At 57.5% G+C, this 24,289-nt stretch carries 28 protein-coding genes; 9 read left to right on the forward strand and 19 right to left on the reverse strand.

Annotated elements, in window-relative coordinates:
• Nucleotides 1–14 precede the first annotated feature (14 nt).
• The 4 genes from BM316_RS15650 to BM316_RS15665 are packed head-to-tail and all read right to left on the reverse strand — an operon-like array spanning nt 15 to nt 2,962.
• Nucleotides 15–950 (reverse strand): OmpA family protein, encoded by a 936-nt coding sequence (locus BM316_RS15650; protein ID WP_090210525.1) that lies wholly within the window; start codon nt 948–950, stop codon nt 15–17.
• The gene (locus BM316_RS15655) at nt 947–1,513 is read right to left on the reverse strand and encodes a peroxidase-related enzyme (protein ID WP_090210527.1); all 567 of its coding nucleotides are present in this window, start codon (nt 1,511–1,513) and stop codon (nt 947–949) included. The genes BM316_RS15650 and BM316_RS15655 overlap by 4 nt, the downstream gene beginning before the upstream one ends.
• A gap of 4 nt (nt 1,514–1,517) precedes the next feature.
• Entirely contained in the window at nt 1,518–2,243 is a 726-nt protein-coding gene (locus tag BM316_RS15660) for a GNAT family N-acetyltransferase (RefSeq protein ID WP_090210529.1), read from the reverse strand.
• Nucleotides 2,240–2,962, reverse strand: coding sequence for a competence/damage-inducible protein A (locus tag BM316_RS15665; protein WP_090210531.1), 723 nt, complete (start codon nt 2,960–2,962; stop codon nt 2,240–2,242). Before BM316_RS15665 ends, BM316_RS15660 begins: the two co-directional genes overlap by 4 nt.
• 42 nt (nt 2,963–3,004) lie before the next feature.
• On the opposite strand from BM316_RS15665, the gene sfsA reads away from it, so the two are divergent.
• The 4 genes from sfsA to BM316_RS15685 all read left to right on the forward strand — a co-directional run bounded on the left by sfsA (nt 3,005) and on the right by BM316_RS15685 (nt 7,298).
• On the forward strand, nt 3,005–3,706 hold the full coding sequence (gene sfsA, locus BM316_RS15670) for a DNA/RNA nuclease SfsA (protein WP_090210534.1): 702 nt from the start codon (nt 3,005–3,007) through the stop codon (nt 3,704–3,706).
• Nucleotides 3,707–3,760: 54 nt separating this feature from the next.
• Nucleotides 3,761–4,573: a type I methionyl aminopeptidase gene (gene map, locus BM316_RS15675; RefSeq protein ID WP_375342246.1), complete on the forward strand. Its 813-nt coding sequence runs from the start codon at nt 3,761–3,763 to the stop codon at nt 4,571–4,573.
• Between the two features lie 125 nt (nt 4,574–4,698).
• Entirely contained in the window at nt 4,699–5,739 is a 1,041-nt protein-coding gene (locus tag BM316_RS15680; protein ID WP_375342247.1) for a TRAP transporter substrate-binding protein, read from the forward strand.
• Between the two features lie 332 nt (nt 5,740–6,071).
• Nucleotides 6,072–7,298, forward strand: a complete 1,227-nt coding sequence (locus BM316_RS15685) for an O-antigen ligase family protein (protein WP_207493728.1) — start codon at nt 6,072–6,074, stop codon at nt 7,296–7,298.
• Nucleotides 7,299–7,398: 100 nt separating this feature from the next.
• Here BM316_RS15685 and BM316_RS15690 read toward each other — a convergent pair whose 3' ends face one another.
• The gene (locus BM316_RS15690; RefSeq protein WP_090210542.1) at nt 7,399–8,397 is read right to left on the reverse strand and encodes a polyprenyl synthetase family protein; all 999 of its coding nucleotides are present in this window, start codon (nt 8,395–8,397) and stop codon (nt 7,399–7,401) included.
• Nucleotides 8,398–8,453: 56 nt separating this feature from the next.
• Here BM316_RS15690 and BM316_RS15695 point away from each other — a divergent pair, with 56 nt between their 5' ends.
• The 3 genes from BM316_RS15695 to BM316_RS15705 all read left to right on the forward strand — a co-directional run bounded on the left by BM316_RS15695 (nt 8,454) and on the right by BM316_RS15705 (nt 9,704).
• Nucleotides 8,454–8,672 carry a putative signal transducing protein gene (locus BM316_RS15695; RefSeq protein WP_090210544.1) on the forward strand — a complete coding sequence of 73 codons (219 nt, stop codon included), beginning with the start codon at nt 8,454–8,456 and terminating at the stop codon, nt 8,670–8,672.
• Nucleotides 8,644–9,420 carry a tRNA1(Val) (adenine(37)-N6)-methyltransferase gene (locus BM316_RS15700; protein WP_090210546.1) on the forward strand — a complete coding sequence of 259 codons (777 nt, stop codon included), beginning with the start codon at nt 8,644–8,646 and terminating at the stop codon, nt 9,418–9,420. The genes BM316_RS15695 and BM316_RS15700 overlap by 29 nt, the downstream gene beginning before the upstream one ends.
• Nucleotides 9,421–9,536: 116 nt before the next feature.
• Complete coding sequence (locus BM316_RS15705) at nt 9,537–9,704, forward strand: DUF465 domain-containing protein (protein WP_090210548.1); 168 nt, start codon at nt 9,537–9,539, stop codon at nt 9,702–9,704.
• A gap of 42 nt (nt 9,705–9,746) precedes the next feature.
• On the opposite strand, the gene BM316_RS15710 is transcribed toward BM316_RS15705, so the two are convergent.
• From BM316_RS15710 to BM316_RS15725, 4 genes are all read right to left on the reverse strand, one after another.
• Entirely contained in the window at nt 9,747–10,688 is a 942-nt protein-coding gene (locus BM316_RS15710; RefSeq protein ID WP_090210549.1) for a transcriptional regulator GcvA, read from the reverse strand.
• A gap of 310 nt (nt 10,689–10,998) precedes the next feature.
• Nucleotides 10,999–11,724 (reverse strand): acetoacetyl-CoA reductase, encoded by a 726-nt coding sequence (phbB, locus tag BM316_RS15715; RefSeq protein WP_090210551.1) that lies wholly within the window; start codon nt 11,722–11,724, stop codon nt 10,999–11,001.
• Nucleotides 11,725–11,794: 70 nt separating this feature from the next.
• Nucleotides 11,795–12,970, reverse strand: a complete 1,176-nt coding sequence (locus BM316_RS15720) for an acetyl-CoA C-acetyltransferase (protein WP_090210553.1) — start codon at nt 12,968–12,970, stop codon at nt 11,795–11,797.
• 129 nt (nt 12,971–13,099) lie between these two features.
• Nucleotides 13,100–13,927: an EAL domain-containing protein gene (locus tag BM316_RS15725; protein WP_090210555.1), complete on the reverse strand. Its 828-nt coding sequence runs from the start codon at nt 13,925–13,927 to the stop codon at nt 13,100–13,102.
• 52 nt (nt 13,928–13,979) lie between these two features.
• Between BM316_RS15725 and BM316_RS15730 the strand changes: the two genes are divergently transcribed.
• Nucleotides 13,980–14,582, forward strand: a complete 603-nt coding sequence (locus tag BM316_RS15730) for a DNA-3-methyladenine glycosylase I (RefSeq protein ID WP_242649936.1) — start codon at nt 13,980–13,982, stop codon at nt 14,580–14,582.
• 254 nt (nt 14,583–14,836) lie between these two features.
• Complete coding sequence (locus BM316_RS15735; protein WP_090210557.1) at nt 14,837–16,126, forward strand: MFS transporter; 1,290 nt, start codon at nt 14,837–14,839, stop codon at nt 16,124–16,126.
• Nucleotides 16,127–16,144: 18 nt separating this feature from the next.
• On the opposite strand, the gene BM316_RS15740 is transcribed toward BM316_RS15735, so the two are convergent.
• From BM316_RS15740 to BM316_RS15780, 10 genes are all read right to left on the reverse strand, one after another.
• Entirely contained in the window at nt 16,145–16,585 is a 441-nt protein-coding gene (locus BM316_RS15740; RefSeq protein ID WP_090210559.1) for a molybdenum cofactor biosynthesis protein MoaE, read from the reverse strand.
• Nucleotides 16,585–16,830: a molybdopterin converting factor subunit 1 gene (gene moaD, locus BM316_RS15745; protein ID WP_090210561.1), complete on the reverse strand. Its 246-nt coding sequence runs from the start codon at nt 16,828–16,830 to the stop codon at nt 16,585–16,587. Before moaD ends, BM316_RS15740 begins: the two co-directional genes overlap by 1 nt.
• Nucleotides 16,827–17,495: a CDP-diacylglycerol--glycerol-3-phosphate 3-phosphatidyltransferase gene (gene pgsA / locus BM316_RS15750; RefSeq protein WP_090210563.1), complete on the reverse strand. Its 669-nt coding sequence runs from the start codon at nt 17,493–17,495 to the stop codon at nt 16,827–16,829. The genes moaD and pgsA overlap by 4 nt, the downstream gene beginning before the upstream one ends.
• Before the next feature lie 67 nt (nt 17,496–17,562).
• A complete protein-coding gene (uvrC, locus tag BM316_RS15755) occupies nt 17,563–19,425 on the reverse strand; it encodes an excinuclease ABC subunit UvrC (protein WP_090210565.1) in 1,863 nt (620 codons plus the stop codon).
• Between the two features lie 287 nt (nt 19,426–19,712).
• On the reverse strand, nt 19,713–20,492 hold the full coding sequence (locus BM316_RS15760; protein ID WP_090210566.1) for an SDR family oxidoreductase: 780 nt from the start codon (nt 20,490–20,492) through the stop codon (nt 19,713–19,715).
• Nucleotides 20,489–20,653 carry a hypothetical protein gene (locus BM316_RS16765; RefSeq protein ID WP_165606616.1) on the reverse strand — a complete coding sequence of 55 codons (165 nt, stop codon included), beginning with the start codon at nt 20,651–20,653 and terminating at the stop codon, nt 20,489–20,491. Before BM316_RS16765 ends, BM316_RS15760 begins: the two co-directional genes overlap by 4 nt.
• Entirely contained in the window at nt 20,650–21,444 is a 795-nt protein-coding gene (locus tag BM316_RS15765; RefSeq protein ID WP_090210568.1) for a S49 family peptidase, read from the reverse strand. The genes BM316_RS16765 and BM316_RS15765 overlap by 4 nt, the downstream gene beginning before the upstream one ends.
• A gap of 38 nt (nt 21,445–21,482) precedes the next feature.
• Nucleotides 21,483–22,244, reverse strand: a complete 762-nt coding sequence (locus BM316_RS15770) for an ABC transporter permease (protein WP_090210570.1) — start codon at nt 22,242–22,244, stop codon at nt 21,483–21,485.
• A complete protein-coding gene (locus BM316_RS15775) occupies nt 22,241–23,167 on the reverse strand; it encodes an ABC transporter ATP-binding protein (RefSeq protein ID WP_090210572.1) in 927 nt (308 codons plus the stop codon). The genes BM316_RS15770 and BM316_RS15775 overlap by 4 nt, the downstream gene beginning before the upstream one ends.
• Nucleotides 23,168–23,243: 76 nt before the next feature.
• On the reverse strand, nt 23,244–24,215 hold the full coding sequence (locus tag BM316_RS15780; RefSeq protein ID WP_090210573.1) for a type I glyceraldehyde-3-phosphate dehydrogenase: 972 nt from the start codon (nt 24,213–24,215) through the stop codon (nt 23,244–23,246).
• Between the last annotated feature and the right edge of the window lie 74 nt (nt 24,216–24,289).

Consider the following 24,289-nt stretch of genomic DNA (forward strand, 5'->3'; position numbering starts at 1 on the left):
AGGTTTCTCAACCACTACTCTTTGATACTGGTGACAATCACCTCGACCCTGCGGTTTGCCTCTCGCCCTTCTTCGGTCAGATTGTTCCCGATTGGCGCAAGATACCCCATACCTTCGGCTTCAAGCTGTCGTCTTGGCACGCCGTAGACGCTGACCAGTCTTTCCAGCACCGACGCAGCGCGCCGTTTGGACAGGGCGATGTTTGCCTCTAGCCCACCTTCCGCATCCGTATGCCCGACCAATGCAACGGTGCGTTGCGGAAACCGGAAGAGGTAATCTGCAAGTTCCTGCAACGACGCATACGGGCCCTCGCCCAGTTGCGCCGATCCGGTTTCAAAGGTCAGATCAGACAGGATGCTGCGCCCCACCTCTTCAAGTTGGGCCGCCAGATCAACGTCCTGTCCGGTTTCAAAGGACCGCAGTGGCGCAGCATCAGCACCCTGCACGATGGATGGCATCGCTGCCGGAGAGATTGACGTCACTTCCACAAACCCTGCTTCTGCTGTCCGGCTGACAAAGAGGGTCACATATTCCTCTCCTTCAGCGGTCGTGCGAACGGCTGTCAGAAAGCGGAAGTCGCCGATGTTGATCCGCATTTCAGGCGGCGGGAAAGTATCAACAGCGAAGCGGAAGTCGAAACCGCCGCAGGCTTCGGTCTGGCATTCAAAGAGGATGCGGAATCTGTCATTGCGAAGCTGCTCGCGCAACGGACGCAAGATCTGGAGCGTGGTCAGGGATTGGGCAGAGATACGCCAGGCCTGTCGCACGACACGACCCTCGACCGTCTGCATGGGGAGCGCACCGTTTTCCCAGATGCCCATCGGCAAAGCGTAGCTATCAACCGCCTGCACCTCATCACGCATAAGGTCCGCATTGCTGGGGAATTGCAGGCCCTCTGCCGTGGCCATGCCCGCAAGTGCCGCAAAGACAAGAGCCGTCCTGACGATCATCTGGCCTGCGCGTGGTAGTCGTCGTTGGGCCGCATATCGGTGGCTGAGGCGATGCGGTTGCTCATGTTGTAAAAGCCTGCGGTTGCCGCAATGTCCCAGATATCGCGGTCGCTGAAACCGACATCGCGCAGGGCCTGACGGTGTGCCTCTTCGATCTTGGCGCTGGCCACCGTCATCATCTCGGCAAATTCCAGCATCGCCCGCTGCCGCGCATCAAGTGCCGCAACCCGCCAGTTCATAACCAGCATTTCGCCAAGTTTGGGATCACCGGAAAGCTGCCGGACGGCCGCGCCATGTGCTGTCAGACAATAGTAGCATTTGTTGATTGACGAGACAGTCACCGCGATCATCTCGCGTTCAAGTTTTGACAGACCACTGTCGGCCAGCATCACGTCATTGTAGAGCGCCGTAAACGCGTTCAGCTTGTCGATATCAAAGGCGTAGGCGCGCAACACATTCGGCACCATCCCCAGCTTTTCCTGACAGATATCAAAGTATTTCTGCGTTGCCTCAGGCAGCGGATCCACCATCGGCAGATCGAGGGCGGTGGGTTGGTCAGTCAATCTCTTACTCCGGCAAAATCCGATAGTGATACTGTCCCACAAGCGTCATGCCGAGGGAAGTGTAGAGCGCGTTGGCACCTTCGTTCGCCTGCGTCGTCACCAAGGTCAGATAGTCTGCCCCGTGTTCCTGCGCCCAGAACGCAACCGCCCGCGTCAGATGCCGCGCCAGACCCTGACGGCGGTGATCTGCAGCGATTTCGAGGGCATGGATCATGGCACAATCTGCAGCGATGCCTGCAAACACGGTGCCTGCAGGCCGGTCGTTCAGTCGTCCGAGGATCGTGGTTTTGGGGTGTCTGGCCCGATCCATGACATCAAGACGCCCTTGCTCGATCCCGCCTGCGGCCCAGACTTCTGCCTGCACAGCAAGCGGTGGCCAGACCGTAAAGGCGGTAACCGGTGGCGGACGCTCCGTGGCGATACGCGCGACCGGCGCGGCATAGAGGTTAACCGGATCCTTGATCTGATAACCGCGTGCTGCGAGCATCTCATCAAGATCGGCGTCTGCCTCTCTGATCATGAAAAGAGGGACCTGTCCGACCTCGCGCATGGCGGCCTCCGCGTCGGAGATGTCAAAGTTGGTAAAGTCCGCCTCAACTGTCGCTGCAGAAACACGGCTTCCGCCCTTGCCGTCGATCCTGATCACCCAAGGGCCAACGGCGCGTTTGGCAAACGCAGGCCAGGTCCCATCAATAACAGCGTAGAGCTTTTCAACACTGGGAAGTGTCATTCAGAATAAAGTCTTTCCAAAGTAGCCATCGCCGCATCCAGCTCTTCTGCATCTGTGCCGCGAACGACAATATTGGACCCATAGATACCGTCTTTTTGAAACGGATACGACCCGACAGAAAGCGTCGGGTGTTCTTGCGCAAATTTACCCAATGGCCCTGCAAGATCCCCCTCCCCCCGCATCAGGGGCAGGGTCCGCGACAAAAGCGGCGCGCCACCTGTGAGTGTTGGCAGGATACTGGCCACCATCGCCTGAAACACAGATGGCACGCCCGCCATGACATGGACGTTGCGCAGGGTAAAACCGGGGGCTGTGCTGACCGGGTTTTCAATCAGGGTGGCGCTGTCGGGGATGCGGGCCATGCGCAAACGCGCCTCATTCAAGTCCTGGCCGGATCGGTCATAGTGCGCCTGCAGCAGCGCACGGGCATCGTCGCGCACATCGATATGGTCGTCAAAGGCTGCTGCGATGCAGTCTGCCGTGATGTCGTCATGGGTGGGACCGATACCACCGCTGGTGAAGACATGGTCATAGGTCTCGCTCAAGGCCTTGACCGCAGCGATAATGGCCTCGCGGTCGTCGCTGACCACCCGCACCTCTTTAAGGTCAATCCCGCGCTCGGTCAGTTGACCCGCCAGATAATGCATGTTCGCATCACGCGTCCGCCCTGACAGGATCTCGTCTCCGATCACAAGCATTGCAGCGGTTGGGTTGGTCATTGCGAGGTTCTCCTTGGTGCTACAAATGGTTATAGGCCGCATATGGAATTTGCCACGCCTCTTGTCCCTGCCCGCCTGATCAAACGCTACAAACGGTTTCTGGCTGACGTTTTGCTTGAGGACAGGCGCGAAGTGACCGCCCATTGTGCAAACCCGGGCTCAATGATGGGGCTGGCCAAACCCGGCACGAAAGTCTGGCTTGAGCCGAATGATGACCCAAAAAAGAAGCTCAAGTTCGGGTGGCGTCTGGTGGATCACGAAAACGGGCATTTCACTGGGGTCGACACCAGCATTCCGAACCGCGCCTTGAAGACCGCCCTCATGGCGCATCAGGTGCCTGGCCTGCCGCCCTATGATCTTGTGCGGGCAGAGGTGAAATACGGGCAGAACAGCCGGATCGATTTCCTGCTCGCTGGCGATGGACCTGACACATATGTCGAAGTGAAAAGCGTCACCCTGTCACGCCGGTCAGGACTGGCCGAGTTTCCCGATAGTGTGACTGCGCGCGGCGCCAAGCACCTTGAAGAACTGGCCGCCATGGTGGCTGAGGGCCACCGGGCCATCATGTTCTATCTGGTCCAACGCACTGATTGCACGCGCGTTACGCTCGCTGCGGATATTGATCCCGCCTACCACGCCGCCTTTGACCGCGCCCATGCGGCTGGTGTGCAAGTTCTGGCGATGGACTGTCAGATCAGCCCGGACGCGATTGACCTTGGGAAACCGCTTCCCTTCCAACCCTAGAACTCTGCGATCCGATCCCTTATGTGGCGTGCAAGCAGACGAAGGACCGCGATTGTGGAAACGAACAAAGCCCGCCTGACCAAAGATGGTATCCGCATCTATGACCCTGCCGATCATGTCGGCATGGCCAAGGCCGGTGCGCTGGCCGCAAAGATACTGGACGATATTGCAGCCCATGTCTTTCCGGGACAGACGACTGGTGAGATTGATCGTTTGATCACGCAATGGGTGGAAGAAGCAGAAGCAACCTCTGCCACGATCGGCTACAAGGGCTATCAGCATGCAAGCTGTATCTCGGTAAACCATGTCGTTTGCCACGGTATTCCGGGCGACAAGGTGCTCAAGGACGGCGATATTCTGAACATCGACGTCACAGTGATCGTGGATGGTTGGTTCGGTGACACCAGCCGCATGTATGTGGCAGGCAAGCCCAGCCGCAAAGCCGAGCGTCTGATCCAGGTGACCCATGACGCCCTGATGAAAGGGATCGAAGCTGCGAAACCCGGCAACACCTTTGGCGATATCGGCCATGCGATCCAGCTTTATGCCGAAAGCCACCGCATGTCGGTGGTCCGCGATTTCTGCGGCCATGGTCTGGGACGCGTGTTCCACGCCCCGCCGAACGTCCTGCACTACGGTCGCCCCGGCACAGGTGCGCGGCTGGAAGAAGGCATGTTTTTTACGATTGAGCCGATGATCAACCTTGGCCGGCCTGAGACGAAAGTACTGGCGGACGACTGGACGGCTGTCACCCGCGACAAATCGCTGTCCGCGCAGTTCGAACACTCCATCGGGATCACTGCTGACGGATGCGAGATCTTCACGATCTCGCCTGCAGGCAAGTTCCATCCGACCTACGAAAGCTGAGTTTGCAGGGGAAATCTCAGCGGGATTTCCCCTCTTGCGAATGACTTGCAACTAGACTTTCGCACCCCTATATCAGTGCTGTCGCTAGCGGTGACGCCTTTCCCCAAAAATTGACGACGCAAAGGATGCACCACATGCATATCTTCAAACCTGCCGCTGTTGCGGCCGCCATTGGCCTGAGCGCCACGACCCTTACCGCGCAGGAAGTGACATTGCGCTTTCAGCACTTTGTTTCACCTGCCAGCGCCAATCCCACCTATTTCATGCAGCCTTGGGCTGATGCGATCGAAGAACAGTCCGAAGGCCGCATCAAGGTTGAGCTTTATCCCTTCATGCAGCTTGGCGGCTCTGCGCCGAACCAGTACGACCTGATCCGCGATGGTGCGATTGATGGCGGCTGGGTGATCCCCGGCTATCAGCCAAACCGCTTTCCTGAGGCCGAGGCGATGGAACTGCCCTTTATGACCACCAAATCCGGTGAAGAGGCATCCGCCGCTGCGTGGCAGTTCACGCAAGAATATCTGATGGATGATTTTGCCGACGTACACGTCATCGCCGCCCATATGCACGGCCCTGGTATTGTGCATAAGCGTGGTGAAGCGATTGAGACGGTCGAAGACTTCGCCGGTCTGAAACTGCGCGGCCCGTCGCGCCCTGCAACCCTGCTGCTTGAGGAACTGGGTGCGACACCTATCGGGATGCCTGTGCCTGCCTTTCCTGAGGCCCTGTCCAAAGGTGTTGTCGATGGCGGCGTGATCACATGGGAAATGTCGCCTTCGCTGAAGCTCAACGAGCTGACAGACAGCCACACGGATGTGGCGGGGGACCGTGCGCTCTATAACCTCTACTTCATCTGGGCGATGAACAAGGATGTGTATGAGGGCATGCCCGATGACCTCCGTGCGATCATCGACGCCAATTCCGGCATGATGGCCAGCCAGTGGGCCGGTCGCGCACACGACACCGGCGACGTGATCGGTCGTGATGTCATGGCGGCTGACGGCAACGAAATCGCCGAGCTGTCAGAAGAAGAAACCGCGCGGATTATGGCCCTCGGTGCCGAGGTCACATCGAACTGGATCACCGAAATGGATGCCAAGGGCTTTGACGGAGCAGCACTGGTCCGCTCTGCGCAAACCGCTGTGGCTGAGAACCTGCTCGACTAGACAGCAAACACGAACTGAAAAAATGCGACCGTTGCGCCCCACTGGCGCAGCGGTCTTTTTATTTTGGAAGAGCCTCTAGCGCGAAGACCAAGTGACTAATGCAAGCTGAACTCCTAGGTGCTGCACAATACGCAGCACTTCAATGACTAATTCACTCCGCACCTAAAACGCATGGCGGTCTCAGTTTGCTCACATTACGATGCGAGATGTAGTCGAAAATATATCATCGCGCCTGAATTATTGAGCCCCGGATGTCATCAGAGAAATCACTAAGAAGCATAAAACTGATCCGGTATCTGTGCGTCCTCGTTTTGATCGTCATACCCGTCAGCATGCTCGTCACGCCATTCGTGGACTATGCGATCATTGAGGGACTGGACGAGAATTGGACTGTTACGAAGACGCTGTACTTCTTTTTGGTAATGGCAATGCCACTATTTGCCATCGTCGTGAATGCGATGAGATCCAAAACAGAAAAGCGCCTTATGCGCGCTATGTTCCTGGTCTTTGGCTACACGATTTGGTTGACCTACACATCTGCTCAAGAGCTTTCGTATCCTGTTTTCGGCTTTGTTTCCCTACTGGGAGCAGTGTTTGTCGCAATGATTTTCTATTGCTGCCTGCGTGATGGAAACTTGGCTCCAACCAAGGTGTTTTACGTGCTGGCCCTCTCATCGTGCCTCGTCGCGATCCCGATGCTCCAAGTCACTGCGAATGTCGCCAAATTTACGGCCCTGCGAGATGCTTTTGGCACCAGCTACATCCTTTATGGGTATGAAAACCCAAGAGCGGTCGGATGGATTGCGACATTCTCGCTTATCTTGACCAGCGTACTTCTGCTCGAACGACGCGGGGAGGAACGCTTTATTTTGCTTCTATCGTTCGTTGCGACGATAGCTGCGGCGACACTTTTCTGGAGCGGGTCTCGTGGAGGAATTCTCGCTTTTCTAATGTCACTCGGCGTTTTCCTCGTGATGTCCCGCAATGCAACACGGTGGAGACTGGCCCATGTGATCGCCTGCGTCTTTTCCGGTCTGATACTTTCTCTATTCATGCACCTGCCGTCGCGCTCATTTGGTTTTTTCGCGCGCGTTTCCAGCTCCTTAGATGCGGAAGGAGTCGATGGATTGAGCTCTAGTCGCATGACACTTTGGAAAAACAACCTCAGCTACATTTTCGATCAACCACTGACTGGGTACGGATTGCTGCCTCACAAATATCTGCCTGGTTTGTCTGGGGGCAGCGCGCACAACATTATCATAGAGCTATGGCTCTGGTTTGGCATTCTTCTTGGCAGTGCCGTGCTGCTCGCGCTCATCTGGCTCTGGATTGCATTGCTCCGGATTGCGCTGGCAACGAGCAACCCTCACATCAGAGCGCTTTTCGCCCTTACCACAACGTTTGCCGTTTATTGCCTCTACTCAGGCCCCTATGCGCGTACGCTACCGCTTTTGTTCGTCGGTATTTCCGTGGGTACAATTCTGGGATACGGGGCCAGGAAGCCAACAGAAGCTATCGAAGACGCGAAAAGTGCAATCCCCTCAACACAATCAAGTTGAGACGCTTTCGCAGCCAGAAACCGTTCTTCTGCATCCTTGACTTGAAATCGCCTGATGAGGAAATCAGCTCACCAGTCGTTTGCGCGTTGATCTGCGCGGATCAGCTAATCCGCGCCACCACATAATCCGCCAAATCGACCAACATTTGCTTCAGTGCATGATCCGGCACGTGATCGAGCGCTGCTTTGGCTTTGTCGGCCCACGCCAATGCGTCAACGCGTGTGCTCTCCATCGTGCCGTGTTTTGCCAGAATGGACATTGCATGCTCAAGATCGCCGTCTTCCTGACGCCCTTTCTGGATTGTCCGTTCCCAAAAGGCACGCTCGTCGGCATCCGCTTGAGCTACGGCGCGAATGACTGGCATCGTCAGCTTGCGTTCACGGAAATCATCGCCGACGTTTTTGCCAATCGCGTTGGAACCACCGTAGTCGAGCAGGTCATCAACGATCTGGAAAGAGATACCAAGCGCGTCGCCATAATCAAAAAGCGCCTGTTTGGTCGCGGTATCCTGACCCGCAATCTCGCCGCCGACTTCCATCGCTGCAGAGAAAAGTGCAGCCGTCTTGCCACGCACGACCTTGATGTAGGTCTCTTCAGTGGTTGCCAGATCGCTGGCGGCGGTCAGCTGCAAAACCTCGCCTTCGGCAATCGTCGCGGCCGCATTTGCCAGAATGTCGAGAATCCGCAATGAGCCGGTTTCGACCATCAACTGGAACGACCGCGCAAACAGATAGTCACCCACCAGAACGCTTGAGGTATTATCCCACAGCAGGTTTGCCGTTGGCCGACCGCGTCGCTGTTTGCTTTCGTCCACAACATCATCGTGCAGCAAAGTCGCGGTATGAATGAACTCCACCGTTGCTGCCAAATGCACATGGTAGGGGCCGTCATAGCCACACATCCGCGCCGCCGCGAGGGTCAGCATCGGGCGCAAACGCTTACCGCCTGCCTCGACCAGATGAGCGGTCACTTCGGGAATGCGAGGGGCATGTTCCGAGGCCATGCGTTCGCGGATCAGCGCGTTGACCGAAGCCAGATCATCGGCCAGCGCCGCGGCGAGTTGTTCGTGCGGTTTGGTGGCGGCAGCGTCTAGGCTCATGCAAGTTTCCGTCAAGTGAATAGACAACAGGTCAACGTCATCTTAGGTCTGGATTTATGAAAGAGCTCTTGCGCACCAACGACCCGACAGTCATCGCCTTTGCAACCGCCCTTTTGGACAGCGAGGGTATAGACTGGTTCACCTTCGACGTAAATATGAGCGTCCTTGAAGGCAGCATCGGCATAATGCCGCGCCGATTGATGGTCATGGACCGCGACCTGTTCATGGCCGAGGCCGTGATGCGCGATGCAGAGATCGACCTTGGCCGTGACTGAAAATCTGACATGCGATGACTTTCTGGGGGGCAAGCTGCGCATCTGGCAACCGCGCTCTGGCTATCGCGCAGGTGTTGATCCGGTGCTGTTGGCTGCAGCCGTCCCTGCGCAGGCCGGTGACACCGTCCTCGAACTGGGGTGCGGCGTCGGTGTGGCCTCACTGTGCGTGATGACGCGGGTGGCAGGCGTGAACGTGACCGGTGTCGAAGTACAGGCGGATTATGCAGCACTTGCCCTGCGCAATGCTGGTGAGAATGACTTGCCGTTCGACGTCGTGCAGGCGGACCTCCGTGCTTTGCCGTACGAAGTGCGACAGCAACAATTCACCCACGTGATCATGAACCCCCCTTTTTTCGACCGAACACGGGGCACAGCGGCGCAGGACCCCGGACGCGATATGGCTTTGGGCGGGCAGACGAGCCTGGCCGATTGGCTTGATATTGGCATCAAACGACTTGCTCCGCAGGGTTATCTGACTGTCATTCAACGCATTGACAGACTGCCTGAGGTTCTGGCGCATATTGAAGGGCGGATTGGCGCAATTGTTGTGGAACCAATCGCCGGACGCGCCACCAAGGCGCCCGAGAATTTTATCTTGCAGGGGCGACATTCGGGCAAGACCCCCTTTCGCCTTGCCAGACCATTGGTCATGCAGCGCGGCGACCGGCATGAAAGTGACCGCGAGGATTACACCGCGCAAGTCTCGGGGATTTTGCGGGACGGAGATGCGCTGCCCCTCTTCGATTAAGACTTCGGCAAGATTTCGCTGCGACGATCTAGCATGGCGAAATTGCTGCCGTGCGGCGTGACTTCACGCAGACGATGTGCTGCACTTGAGCCTCAACCAACCAGAGGAGTCTTATTATGAGCTTGAGTTCGCACCTGCAGGAACTGAAGAAGAAACACCAACACCTCTCGGAGCATGTTGAAAGCCTCCAGCGGAGCCCTGCGTCCGACGACCTTGAACTCGCCAAACTCAAGAAACAAAAGCTGATGCTGAAAGAAGAGATCACACGCCTCAGCGCGCACTGATCTGAAACTGACGCTTTGACAGCGCGATCACAGGGGGCGCTGTCAAAGCAGATCGCTTGCGCGAATCAAGCGACGCCCGTCCGCAAATTTGCGGGACGCTTTGATTTCATCCATCACCCACGCCTCGAAAGCCGCGATATGGGGGCGTTTTTCGTTGCCCGGCGGACAAATGAAGCGAAACTGAGCCTCTGATATCAGACCGACCTCGAATGGCGCGACGAGGCGTCCCGCCTCTAGCGCGCGGGTCGCCAGCGATACCCGCCCCAAAACAACGCCCGCCCCGGCGATAGCCGCATCCAACGCGTGATCTGCCTGCGAAAACCGTGGCCCGTGCGTGTCATCCAGCTCCATGCCCGCCGCTTGCGCCCACGCCCCCCAACCCATCGGGATCTTGAACGGGGCGATGGAATCGTCATGGACCAGAACCGCATCAGCCAGTTTTTCGGGTGTGTTGATCTTTTCCGCCATGGCAGGTGTCATCATCGGCGTCATCCACTCTTCGATAAGCGGGCGCGCGTAGAGGCCCTTGTCGTGATCGATGCCGAAACGGATCGCGACATCCACCTCGTCGCGGTCAAAGTCGATCAGACGCAAGGTCGCCAGAAACCGAAGCTCGATTTCAGGATGCGCCTGCGCAAATTCATACATCCTTGGCGCAAGCCATTTTGAGGTAAAGGCAGGCCCTGCAGTCACGGTCAGAACACCACTATCGTTCAATCTTTTTGTTGTGCGCCATGCGGCCTGTAGCGTGGCAAAGGCGTCCCTTGCGCCTGGTGCAAGGCTGCGTCCCGCTTCTGTCAACTCAACAGCGCGGTTCAGCCGCCGAAAGACCGGCATACCGAGGTCAGCCTCTAAAGCCTTGATTTGATATGATAATGCCGCAGGCGTCACGTTCAGTTCGGCAGCAGCTTGTGCAAATGACATATGGCGCGCAGCCGCTTCGAAGGCGCGCAACGCGGTCAGTGGAGGAAGGCGATCAGACATAGATCAGTTTAATACAGCTTAACTGAAGCAATAGAAAGTCTCGTTTGTCGGGTGCACCAGAAACGCCCATATAGGATGCAGAACGAACCGAGAGACACCTCAATCGAAGGAACAGACAAATGTACGAGACAACCACCAGCCCCCGCATCCGCGAAGGTATCGAACGCGCTCACAAGGAACGTGCCGAAGCCGTCCGCAAGGCATTTCGCTGGATGATCTTCCGCCACGTCTAAGCCGCGGAAATCCGCACAAAAGAAAAGGGCCACGCCAGAACGGCGCGGCCCTTTCTCATTTCGATAAGCCGAAAGGCTTAGGACATATACTGTCCACCGTTCGCCGAGATGGTCGAACCTGTGACGAAACCGGCTTCGTCGGACGCCAAGAACAGAACAGCGCGCGCGATTTCAGAGGCTTCGCCAAGGCGACCGACTGGAATCTGCGGCAGGATGACTTCGTTCATCACTTTTTCTGGGATCGTGCTCATCATCTCTGTGTTGATGTAGCCAGGGGCGACAACGTTCACGGTGATACCAGCGCGTGCACCTTCCTGTGCCAGAGCTTTGGTGAAACCGATGTCACCGGCTTTGGCTGCAGCGTAGTTGGCTTGCGCAAACTGACCCTTCTGACCATTGATCGAACTGATCGTGATGATGCGCCCGAACTTGCGCTCGCGCATACCTGGCCAGACTGGATGAGTCATGTTGAAAACACCGGACAGGTTTGTGTCGATGACTTCCTTCCACTGCTGTGGCGACATTTTGTGGAAAGGTGCATCGCGTGTGATACCGGCGTTGTTCACCAGAACATCAACAGGGCCAAGATCGGCTTCGACTTTGGCGATACCTTCGGCGCAGGCCTCGTAGTTGCCAACGTCCCACTTGTAAGTCTTGATGCCTGTTTCTTCGGTAAAGGCGGCTGCCTTTTCATCGTTGCCTGCATAAGTCGCGGCAACGGTGTAGCCTGCGTCTTTGAGTGCTGTCGAGATGGCTGCGCCGATACCGCGCGAACCACCGGTGACGAGTGCAACACGTCCCATAGTTATCTTCTCCTAAGAATTTCGTTGTGAGGTGAATAGGCGGCGCAAACATGCGCCGCCTTGATCTAGATCAGGGGCGCTCAACGCAGAGAGCAACACCCATGCCGCCACCGATGCAGAGCGTGGCAAGGCCTTTCTTGGCATCGCGGCGCTTCATCTCGAACAGCAGCGTGTTCAGCACACGGCAGCCGGAAGCACCAATGGGGTGGCCGATCGCAATCGCGCCGCCGTTGACGTTCACGATGGACGGGTCCCAACCCATGTCCTTGTTCACAGCGCAAGCCTGCGCGGCGAAAGCTTCGTTGGCTTCAACGAGGTCAAGGTCATCAACAGACCAGCCAGCCTTCTCAAGCGCTTTGCGTGACGCATAGATCGGGCCAACACCCATGACGGATGGGTCCAGACCGGCAGTCGCGTAAGAAGCGATACGGGCGAGCGGTTCAATGCCGCGCTTTTCAGCTTCGTCAGCCGACATCAACAGCGTCGCAGCAGCACCGTCGTTCAGACCTGATGCGTTTGCCGCAGTCACCGAACCGTCCTTTGTGAAGGCCGGACGCAGTTTCTGCATGGCTTCGATAGTCGCACCGTGGCGAATGTACTCGTCCTGATCGACGACGATATCGCCTTTGCGCGTCTTGATGGTAAACGGCATGATCTCGTCAGCGAATTTGCCAGCCTTCTGGGCTGCTTCCGCCTTGTTCTGCGATGCCACAGCGAATTCATCCTGCTGGTCGCGGCTGATCTGCCACTGCTCGGCAACATTCTCTGCCGTTTGGCCCATGTGATAGTTGTTGAAAGCATCCCACAGACCGTCGCGGATCATGGTGTCAATGTACTTCATGTCGCCCATTTTGTGACCGGCGCGCAGCGCGGCAGCATGTGGGCTGAGAGTCATGTTTTCCTGACCGCCGGCGGCAACAATCGCCGCATCGCCCAGCATGATGTGCTGTGCGCCAAGGGCAACGGCACGCAGACCGGAACCGCAGACCTGGTTAATACCCCAGGCGGCCGCTTCTTTTGGAAGCCCTGCATTGATGTGTGCTTGACGGGCAGGGTTCTGGCCTTGTGCGGCTGTCAGAACCTGTCCGAGAATTGTTTCGCTGACTTCGGATTTGTCGACGCCAGCGCGTGCGACGACTTCTTCCAACACAGCTGCGCCGAGGTCATGCGCAGGGGTGTTTGCAAAAGACCCGCCGAAGCTGCCAACAGCAGTACGGGCGGCCGATGCGATTACGACATTGGTCATTATTGAGTTCCCTTCAGGCTACGTTCCCGACAGGACGGTGCCATTTACACTTATGAGGTGCAAGACAGCCCAATCTGCCGCTTTCTCGGCCTCATACGTCGTTAACTGACGTGAGGCAACTCAATTCCCCTATGCGTCCAGTGCATCGCCCTCCGACGCGAATGTCGGGACACCGAACAGATATCCCTGCAGGCAATCAACCCCTATCTTCCGAAGAAATCCTGCCTCTCCAATGGTTTCGACACCATCAGCAACGGCAAACATCTCAAACTGATGGGCGACGGTGATCAGTGCCTCGGCCAGAACCTGATTGTCGGCGTCTGCGTCGATTCCGCGCACAAATCCTTTGTCGATCTTGACCAGATCGAAGAAGAAATCCTTCAAATGACGGAAGGCTGTGAAACCCGCACCGAAACCGTCGAGCGCAAAGCTGACGCCGCGCGGCTGCATTTCGTGCATGAAACGGATCACGCTTTCTGCCAGCAACATGGCCGACGTTTCATTGATCTCGAGGATCAGGCGTGGGCCGATATTGAACCGTCCGGCGAGACCCTGATCCAGTGTCCGCCGCCATTCGCCATCACCCAACGATCGCGCTGAGACGTTGATTGATAAGCATAAATCCGGTTGGATCGCCAACGCTCGCAGCGCAAGGCGGAGTGTCGCGCAGTCGATGCGGCGCCCCAGCACGGTTTCTTCGACCAAGGGCATGAAGTGTCCGGCGGGGATCACGCGGCCCTTGGCGTCGCATAATCTGATCAACCCCTCATAAAAGGCGACTGAACCGTCAGCCTCGGCCCGGATGATCGGCTGGAAGGCAAGCCTTGCGCGTCCCGCGTCAAGCGCCGCGCCCACCAGCGTCACAAGATCCTGATCGCGACTGGCGGATGCATATGAGAACGGGTCGCCCAGCCCCCGGTCATTCATGTCGTATCTGGAGAGCGTGGCCTTTTCCATGTCGCGCCTTCATAGTCGTCTGAAAACATGCGTATGCCGGAGGGCCTAACAAGTGATTAATCATCACGAGAGATGCGGCTGGGCTGGGCCAGAGCAGATCTACATCGACTACCACGATACCGAATGGGGCGTGCCGGAGTACGACAGCCGCGCCTTGTGGGAGAAGCTGATCCTTGACGGATTTCAGGCTGGCCTGTCATGGATTACCATATTGAAAAAACGGGATAATTTCCGCGCAGCCTTTGAAGGATTCCAGCCAGAGATCATCGCCGAATGGGGCGAGGCGGACGTGCGGCGATTGCTGTGTGATGCGGGGATAATCCGGCACCGTGGCAAGATCGAAGCGACCATCGGGAATGCGCGGGCCTATCTGGAAGTCGAAGCGCGCGAGGGTTTTGACCGCTTTTTGTGGAGCTATGTCGATGGCGTGCCGCTGAGGACGACACTGAGTGATCGTGCTTTGATGCCGACGCAGTCGCCGCTGTCGGCGCAGATCAGTAAGGACTTGAAAAGAAACGGTTTCAGGTTCTGCGGCCCGACGATTGTCTATGCATTTATGGAGGCGACCGGCCTTATCAATAACCACCTGACGGGCTGTTTTCGCCATGCCCCATGTGCCGCGATGGCACGGGATCGGGCAGAGGTTTTGGGCTAGCTGCTGCACAGGCAAAAGGCGGCACGCAGGGCGTACACCAGACGTACACTGGCCGTACACAACCTGTACACAGGCTGTGCACCGGCTGTGCATACAGCCGCCAAACCGCGCAGCGCGGCGGTGGAAGCGGCTGCTGACGTATCGTGCGGCATTGGCACGCCTTAGCAGCATTCCAATGTGATCCTGCCAATCCGACCACAGTCACCTCAGAATGCGGTATTGCACGCAGGTTGAGAAACGCAGATGCTGCCCAAATGGCAACCGAGATCGCCTTCTCTTACACTGCACTGAGCGAGGCGGCGCGACGGCATATCCGTCTGTTCCAGGTTCACCAGTTTCTTGACCGGTTTGCGATGGGTCTGACGGTTGCGGTTGTCGCGCTGGCGCTGACCGACCGTGGGTTGGACCTGTTCCAGATCTCGCTTCTGTTCGGGGTCTATTCACTGACGACAATGACGATGGAACTGCCCTTCGGTGGGCTGGCAGATGCCATCGGGCGCAAGCCTGTCTTTCTGGTTGCGGTCGTCGCCAGTCTGATTTCCCTCGCCCTCTTCCTGTCATCGAGCAATTTCGGAGCCCTTGCAGTTTCCTTTGCCTTCATCGGTTTCGGGCGGGCGCTGCGATCAGGCACGCTGGATGCGTGGTTTCTGGAGACCTTCAGGGTCAACGCGCCAAATGTCGATGTGCAGCCCGCCCTTGCCAAGGCGCAATGGGCAAATGCCATGGGCCTTGCGATTGGCGCGGTTGTCGGCGGGCTGCTGCCGGATGTCTTCGGTGCGCTCGGACTGCGCTTTGGCATCACGATTTACGATGTGTCCTACGCCGCAGGCTTTGTCGCCATGTTGGGCGTGCTGATCTTTACCGTTGTCGCCGTCAAAGAAGAACCGCGCCCGTTGAACCCCAGCGCGCTGCGGCAAGGGTTTGCCAGCGTCCCGTCAGTAATCGCAGATGCCGGCATGCTTGCATTGAGGCATCCGACGCTTTCCATCCTTTTGGCGGCGCTTGCCCTGTTCCTGTTGGCGACAAATCCGGTTGAAGTGATCTGGCCGACATTTGCCAGACCGATGCTGGATGCAGACTTTGCCAGCACTGCGATTGGTCTTTTGACTGCCACCTATTTCCTTGCGATTGCCTTTGGCGCGTCACTGTCGCCACATATCAGCCGCATCTTCAAACGGCGGCACGCGGTGACGCTTGCGGCCGTGTTTGCCGCACTTGCTGCCGCGCAGATCACGCTGGCCCTGCAAGAGGGCATCATCGGATTTGCTGTCGTCTTTGTCGTGTTTTCCATCGTGCTTGGCGCAAGCGAGACACCGGCAAGCAGTATCCTGCATCGCTGCGTTGAAGATCGCCAAAGATCGACCATGTTGTCGCTGCGGTCACTGATCCAGCAGTTGGGCGGTGCAAGCGGTCTCGTGATGGTGGGCGCTCTGGCGGAGGCTTACACGACATCTGTGGCTTGGATCATCGGCGCGGGCTTTTTGCTGATCGCGGTCGCGCTTTGCCTGATTTTGGCGAAACGGATGGCAGATGACGCGCGGTGACGCTGGCCTCACCCTGAACTACCACCGTTTGAGCGCATCCTCATCTGCGTCTTTCGCCTCGACCCATGCAGATCCAGCGTCCGTCACCTCTTTCTTCCAGAAGGGTGCGCGGGATTTGAGGTAGTCCATCAGAAAGTCTGCCGCTTCGAATGCAGCAGCCCGGTGTGCGCTGGCGGTGGCGACCATCATAATCTGGTCACCGGTTTTGAGCGGGCCGTGGCGGTGGATCACCAAGGCATCTGCCAGGGCCCAGCGCGACATGGCCTCTTCCAAGATCTTGGTAATCGCTTTTTCGGTCATGCCGGGGTAATGCTCGATCACCATTTCCTGCAGGTCGCCGTCGCTGTCGCGCACGACACCTGTAAAGCTGACAACGGCCCCGACGCCGGAATGGCCTGCTGAGAACCGGTTGAGTTCGGCCCCTGCATCAAAAGCCTCTGACTGCACAAGGACGCGCATCAGCCGCCCGTCATCGGTGGGAAGAAGGCGACCTCTTTCACGCCAGCAAGCGGGGCGTCGAAATCAGAAAGCTCCTGATCGAGTGCCACACGCAGGGCAGAGGTATCAGCAAAGGCTGCCGCATAGCGTTCTTCGCGCTGCTTCAATTCGGCAATCAGATCATTGACGGTCGCGGCTGAAGTTTCGACGGTTTCCTGTGGAAGGCCGATCCGTTCACGCACCCATGCAAAATATACGACGTTCATGTGTCACCCTCTTTGAGGAATGGCAGCGCCTTGCGGAAGTAATCCCATCCGGTGATGAGCGTCAGGATCGCAGCGATCCAGAGCGTGATGATCCCACCCCACCAGCTGATCATCATGCCGTTGTATTTCCAGCGCAGTCCCAGTTCATCCGGGCCGGTGCCGTCAAGTGCCTGCGTGACCATTTCCTGCGTCATGGCAAGCGACTGCATCCCGAAGTAATGCTCGAACGCGCCAGTGGCGAAAAGCATGGCAATGGCGACCATCTGCACGGTGGTCTTCCATTTGGCGAGGTTGGTGACTTTCAGCGTGCCAGCCGTGTCGCCAAGAAACTCGCGCAGACCAGAGACAAAGACTTCGCGGAAGATGATGATGGTGGCAGGCAGCAGGATCCAGGGGTTCATGCCGGAAAAGCCGGTGATCACGACAAGCGCGATAATCACCATTGCCTTGTCGGCAATCGGATCGAGCATCGCGCCAAGCTTGCTTTCCTGCTTCCATGCGCGGGCAAGGTAGCCGTCAAGGAAATCGGTAAAGGCCGCCAGCACAAAAAGGACAAGCGCAAACCAGTCCGCCCAGGGCCGTGCGAAATAAAGAAACATCACAGCCACACCAGGGGCCGCGGCAAGCCGCAGGATCGTCAGGATATTTGGCAGGTTCAGCGTCATGCGACGGGTTTACCGCCTTGCGCGGGGCGATGGAAGCGGGATCGTCATCATCGCTGCGGCGCGACCGTCAGCCATTCTCATGGAAGTAGTCATAGACCGTCTGCGCCAGTTTTTCCGACACGCCGTCTACGGCCTTGAGATCGGCAAGGTTCGCGCGGGCGACGGCCTTGGCTGATCCGAAATGCGCCAGCAGCGCGCGTTTGCGTGTGGCACCGACACCCGGCACGTCGTCGAGCGGTGTCGCGCCAATCGCCTTGGACCGTTTCGCGCGGTGGGTGCCGATGGCAAAGCGGTGCACCTCGTCCCGCATCCGCTGGATGAAATAGAGCACAGGGTCGTTGTGGCGCAGTGCCATGACGGGCTTGCCGGTGCGGTGGAATTCTTCCTTGCCTGCGTCGCGGTCCTCGCCTTTGGCCACGCCCACCATCGGCACGTCGCCGACGCCGAGGTCCTCCATGATTTCGCGGACCGCAGACACCTGGCCCTGCCCTCCGTCGATGAGCAACAGATCAGGCCATGTGCCTTGGGTGCGGTCCGGGTCCTCTTTCAGGAGGCGCTTGAAACGGCGTGTCAGCACCTCTTTCATCATGCCGAAGTCGTCGCCGGGGGTGAGGTTTTCGTTCTTGATGTTGAATTTGCGGTACTGGTTCTTGTCGAAGCCGTCGGGGCCCGCCACGACCATCGCGCCGACCGCATGGGCGCCTTGGATGTGAGAGTTGTCGTAGACCTCGATCCGTTGGGGGATGTTGGGCAGGTCAAACGCCTCCGCCAACCCTTTGAGCAGTTTGGCCTGCGTGGCGGTTTCCGACATCTTGCGGGCAAGGCTTTCGCGGGCGTTGCGCAGGGCGGATTGCACCAGCTCGGCTTTCTCGCCGCGTTGCGGGACGATCACTTCGACCTTGCGGCCTGCCTTTTCGCAAAGCGCCTCTGCCATCAGGTCATCGTTATCAAGCCCGTGGGACAGGATGACCATGCGCGGTGGCTCGCGGTTGGAATAGAACTGGCCGACGAAGGCCTCCATCACCTCTGAGGGGTCTTCGTCACCGCTGACGCGCGGATAATAGTCGTGGTTGCCCCAGTTCTGGTTGGCGCGAATGAAGAAGACCTGCACGCAGGCCTGCCCGCCATCGCGGTGCAGCGCAATGACGTCGGCCTCTGGCGTGTTCTGCGGATTGATGCCCTGGGCGGTCTGGACCTGCGTCAGCGCCTTGATCCGGTCGCGCAAGGCGGCGGCGCGTTCGAATTCCATCTCCGCACTTGCGGCTTGCATCTGTTTGGCGAGGGCTTCCTGTATGCCCTTGGTGCGGCCTTGCAAAAACTTCTCAGCGTCCTTGACCGACGCGGCATAGTCTTCTTCGGAAATCAGACCGCAACAGGGGCCAGAGCAGCGTTTGATCTGGTATTGCAGGCAGGGGCGCGTGCGCGTTTCAAAGTCGCTGTCAGAGCAGTTCCGCAGCAGAAAAACGCGCTGCAACTGGTTCAGTGTCCGGTTCACCGCACCAGCACCGGCGAAAGGCCCGTAGTAATCGCCTTTCTGTTTTTTTGCGCCCCGATGCTTTTTGATCATCGGAAAAGCATGGTCTTTTGTGACGATGATATTCGGGAATGACTTATCGTCCCGCAGCAAGACGTTGTAGCGCGGCTTGAGTTGCTTGATCAGGTTTTGCTCAAGCAAGAGCGCTTCTGTTTCCGTCCGTGTCGTCAGAAACATCATGCTGGCTGTCTCGCGGATCATCCGTTCGATCCGCGGTGAATGGTTGCCCGGGCGGCTGTAATTTGACACGCGGTTTTTGAGGTTGCGCGCCTTGCCCACGTAGAGAACGCGGCTTTCGGAATCGAGCATCCTGTATACACCGGGAGAGCCGTCCAGCGTGCGCAGGTAGCTTTGGATGACACCGTAGCCTGTCAGATTTTTCTGGTCCTGCGCCAATTTTGCTCTAATTCTCCTGATTCTGGACTTGCTGCAATGGTAAGGCAGCGAGGGCAAGAGGAAAGGCATCCACTGTTTCTGTGGATAAGTCCGTGGGAAAAACTTTGCGACCGAGGATTTTCCGTTGTTTTAGGGGGCTTTCGTGTATTTGCCTAAAAAATAGGCACCTTTTCAACCCCTTGAAATCATTGGTGATTTTTATTCAGTATTCTTAACGCATTGATAATCCTGCCATTTATGACAGTTTCGTGAAGGCTGACGTAAGGACGTGCACAACTTTTGCGAGGTCACTCAACACCGAGCACATCCGGCGTTTCCCAAGCGAGGTGCTGGCCCCCGTCAACCGAGATCATCTGGCCTGTTACAGCCGGCGCATCAAGAAAATATCCAAGTGCCGCAGTGATGTCGGCAGGGTTCGCGCCGCGCTTGAGAATTGTTGCGTTTCGCTGCCGTTCAAAGTGCGTTTTGCTCTGGTTATGCCCCTGAAGTGTCGGGCCGGGACCAATGCCATTGACACGGATGTTCGGGGCCAGCGCCTGTGCAGCGGTGCGCGTCATGGCCCATAGGCCCATCTTGGCGATTGTGTAGGATGCAAACTCAGGCGTGAGCTTGTGCACGCGTTGGTCAAGCATGTTGATCACAAGCCCTTGGGCGAGCGGCTCGCCTCTTTCATCAGTTTGCGCAGCAGGAGCTTGCGCCGCAAAATTCTGCGTCAGGACAAACGGCGCGCGCAGGTTGGATTCCAGATGTCTGTCCCAGCTTTCCCGCGTCGCGGTGTCGAAATTGTCATATTCAAAAATCGAGGCATTGTTGATCAGGCAGTCCAGCGGTCCGCCCAAGGCATCAGCGGCATGCGCGACCAGTTCTTGTGTCTGCCCCTCGTCGAGAAGGTTTGCCTGCAACGCGACAGCTTTGCGGCCCATCGCCTCAAGCGCATCTACGGTTTCATGCGCGCCCTGCTCAGAGCCTGCATAATGGACGGCGACATCATACCCGCGCTTGCCAAGGTAAAGCGCCATCGCCTGCCCCAGCCGTGCACCTGCGCCAGTGACCAAGGCACGGTTCATCTGGCTTTCTCGCACTGGCAGGGGCCCTTGCCGATCTTGTAGCGCAGACACTTAGGGCATTTCGCGGCTGCCAGCCGCGCCTGCCCCGGAAACCTGAGCTTTCCAAAGATCGCAAGTACCAGCATGAAAGCCAGAAAGACAAAGATGGCTTTGATGATCACAGGCCGAACCTTGCGTAAGCTGCACGTTCTTCGATGCCGGTGATGGTGTCGTCAACGATCTGTGCACCAAAACGGGCAAGCAGAGGTTTCTTCTGGCCATAGCGCCGGAATTTGACCTTATCGCCAAAGCGTTCCTTCATGACGGGGGCAAGATGGCCAATCCCGTCAGCCAGGCCCACGTCGATCCCCTTTTGGCCGATAAACACCTCACCGGTGAAAAGATCGGGATCGTCTGAAAGCTTGGGGCCGCGGCGGTCCTTGACCTGCGCAATGAACTTTTCATGCAGGTCTTCCAGCCAGCCCTTGAGCTTTTTCACATCGGCCGGTTTTGCCGCCTTGAAGGGATCGAGCATGGATTTCGACTTGCCAGCGGTATGCACGCGCCGTTCAACGCCGATCTTGCCGATGGCGTCCTGCAGGCCGAAGCCTGCGCTGATCACACCGATAGAGCCGACGATGGAGCAGTCATCGATAAAAATTTCGTCCGCCGCAGAGGCCAGCCAATAGCCACCCGAGGCCGCGACATCTTCGACGAAAGCAAAGACCGGCACTTTTTTCTCGTCAGCCAGGCGCCGGATGCGACCGGCGATGAGTGACGACTGGACGGGTGAACCGCCGGGGCTGTTGATTTCAAGCGCAACGGCGGCTGGCTTGCCTTTGGAAAAGGCTTTTTCGATGACAGGCGCGAGGCTGGGATTGTCCAGACCACGGCCCGAATTTGCGATTGTCCCCTGCAGCCGGATGACGGCCACAAACGGGTCTGATTGCAGGAATGGGATATAGCGTTTCATATTGCTTTACTTAGGCCTCAGCCCCCCGCACACAAGCCTTACTGCCTGATCCGCCAGCCGGTTTTGAAGATCCACCAGATGAACCCGATGCACAAGGCCGTGAAGAAGGCGATCGCAAAGAGAGACAGGCCGATCCCCACATCTGCGGTCCCGAAGAACGACCAGCGGAAGCCGCTGATCAGATAGACCACCGGATTAAAGAGCGTGATCGCCTGCCAGACCGGTGGCAGCATCGAAATCGAATAGAAAGACCCGCCCAGAAAGACCAGCGGCGTGATGACCAGAAGCGGGATCAGCTGGAGTTGCTCGAAGTTGCCGGCCCAGATGCCAATGATAAAGCCGAGCAAGGCGAAGCTGACACAGGTCAGGACAAGAAAGGCGAGCATCGCGATGGGATGCGCGATTTCGATATCCACAAAGAAAAAGGCCGTGACGAGGATCACAAGGCCGATGAACAGCGCCTTAGTCGCCGCTGCGCCGACGTAGCCTGCGACCACTTCGAGAAAGTTCACCGGCGCAGAGAGAAGTTCGTAGATCGTGCCGATGAACTTCGGGAAATAGATCCCGAAGCTCGCGTTGGATGTGGCCTGCGTCATCACCGAAAGCATGATCAGTCCCGGCACGATGAATGCGCCATAGCTGACGCCCTCGACCTCGTCGATGCGGCTGCCGATTGCCGCCCCGAAGACCACAAAATAAAGCGAGGTCGACAGAACGGGTGAAACGAGGCTTTGCGTCATAGTGCGGAAGAACCGCCGCATCTCGAAGATGTAGATTGTCCAGATCGCGTTGAAGTTCATGCCTTTTCCTTCACCAGACCGACGAAGATATCTTCGAGGCTGCTTTGTGCTGTTTGCAGGTCTTTGAGTTGCAGGCCCGCTGCCTGAAGCTCGTTCAGCAACGTGGTGATGCCTGTGCGCTCCGCCTTTGTGTCGTAGCTGTAGGTGAGCATCAAACCATCATCGCTGAGTGACAGGTCGTATGCGGAGAGTGCGTCGGGGATCCGGCTGGTGGCCTCGTTCAGTTCGATCTTGAGCTGCTTCTGCCCCAGTTGGCGCATCAGGTCAGATTTGTCCTGCACCAGCAGGATCTCGCCTTTGTTGATCACACCGACCCGATCAGCGATCGCTTCTGCCTCTTCAATGTAGTGGGTTGTCAGGATGATTGTGACGCCCGAGGCTTTCAGGTCTGCCACGACATCCCACATGTCTTTGCGCAATTCGACATCGACCCCTGCCGTCGGTTCATCGAGAAACAACACCTTGGGTTCATGGCTCAAGGCCTTGGCGATCAGGACCCGACGCTTCATCCCGCCTGACAGCATCATGATCTTGTTGTCTTTCTTGTCATGCAGCGAAAGCTTGCGCAGGATGTCCTCGACGAAAGCATCGTCTTTCTTCTTGCCGAAAAGCCCGCGCGAGAAACTGACGGTGTTCATCACAGTCTCAAACGGTTCGAGATTGATTTCCTGTGGCACCAATCCGATGAGGTTGCGGGCCGCGCGAAAAGCGGTCTGGGTGTCATGCCCGCCAACGGTGACTGTGCCGCTGGTCGGGACGGTGATCCCGCAGATTGTGGAAATCAACGTCGTCTTTCCTGCGCCATTGGGGCCAAGCAATGCTAGGATCTCCCCTTCCTCGATATCGAGGTTGACGGATTTCAATGCCTCAAATCCGCCTGCGTAGGATTTGCGCAGGTTTTTGACCGAAACGATGGGTGACATGGGATGGCTTTCTTCTTGGTCCGCCGAACCTAGTGTGATGGGCAGGTCAGGGAAAGGGGGCTATGCAAGAAAGCTGTCACGCCATCATCTTGCGGGCCACATCGAGCATCCGACAAGAGAAGCCCCACTCGTTGTCATACCAACCAAAGACGCGCAGCAAACCACCTTGCGTGACACGTGTTTCAGGCAGCGACACAATCAGGCTTTCAGGACGCGCCCGTAAGTCTGATGAGACGAGAGGCTTTTCGGTCCAGCCGATAATGCCCGATTGTGCACGCAACACATCATGTACCTCTTCAAGGTTCGCCGGGGATTTGACCGTCACAGCCAGATCAATGGCTGATACAGAGGCTGCAGGAACACGCACGGCCCCTGCCTCGATCCGTCCGGCGAGGGTCGGCAGGACCTGATCAAGCAACCGTTCGGCCGATGTTGTGGTTGGCACCATCGACAAAGCCGCAGCACGGCTGCGCAGGAAATCGCCGCGCGGGGCGTCAATGCTTGGCTGGCTTCCGGTGTAGCAGTGGATCGTTGTCATCCATCCCGTCACAAGACCCCAGGTGTCATCAATGAGCTTGACCAGCGGCGCCAGCGCATTTGTCGTGCAAGACGCGTTGGAAACGATCAGCTGTTGGCGCAACGCCTGCTCATTCGCACCAAGGACCATCGTTAGTTCGGCAGCGTCGGACGGACCGGAGATGAGCACACGCTTCGCGCCTGCTTTCAGGCCGCGCGCGGCAATCTCTGGTGTGTTTGCCTTGCCTGTGCATTCCAGGAGGACGTCCACATCTGCCAGATCGACCGTGCTGATGTCGTTGGTCGTGGTGAAAGGGATCGCCCGCCCGTCAAGGATCAATGCCCCGTCTGCAAACTCTGCCTGCCCGGGATAGGGGCCAAAGACACTATCATAGGCAAATAGATGGGCACAAAGGTCGGGGGCTGCGATGTCATTGATCCCCACAACGTCGATCTCGGGCCAGTCGCCTTTCGCGTAGGCGCGCAGCATTGTCCGACCGATCCGACCGAACCCGTTAATATAGACCTTCATCTGCGCCCTCCCGCGTCAGGAAGGATGCTGCATCTTTGCCCCGCTACGCACAAGCAAGCTTTGCAAAAGACCGC

Source organism: Yoonia litorea (assembly GCF_900114675.1).
In the GTDB taxonomy this organism is placed as follows: domain Bacteria; phylum Pseudomonadota; class Alphaproteobacteria; order Rhodobacterales; family Rhodobacteraceae; genus Yoonia; species Yoonia litorea.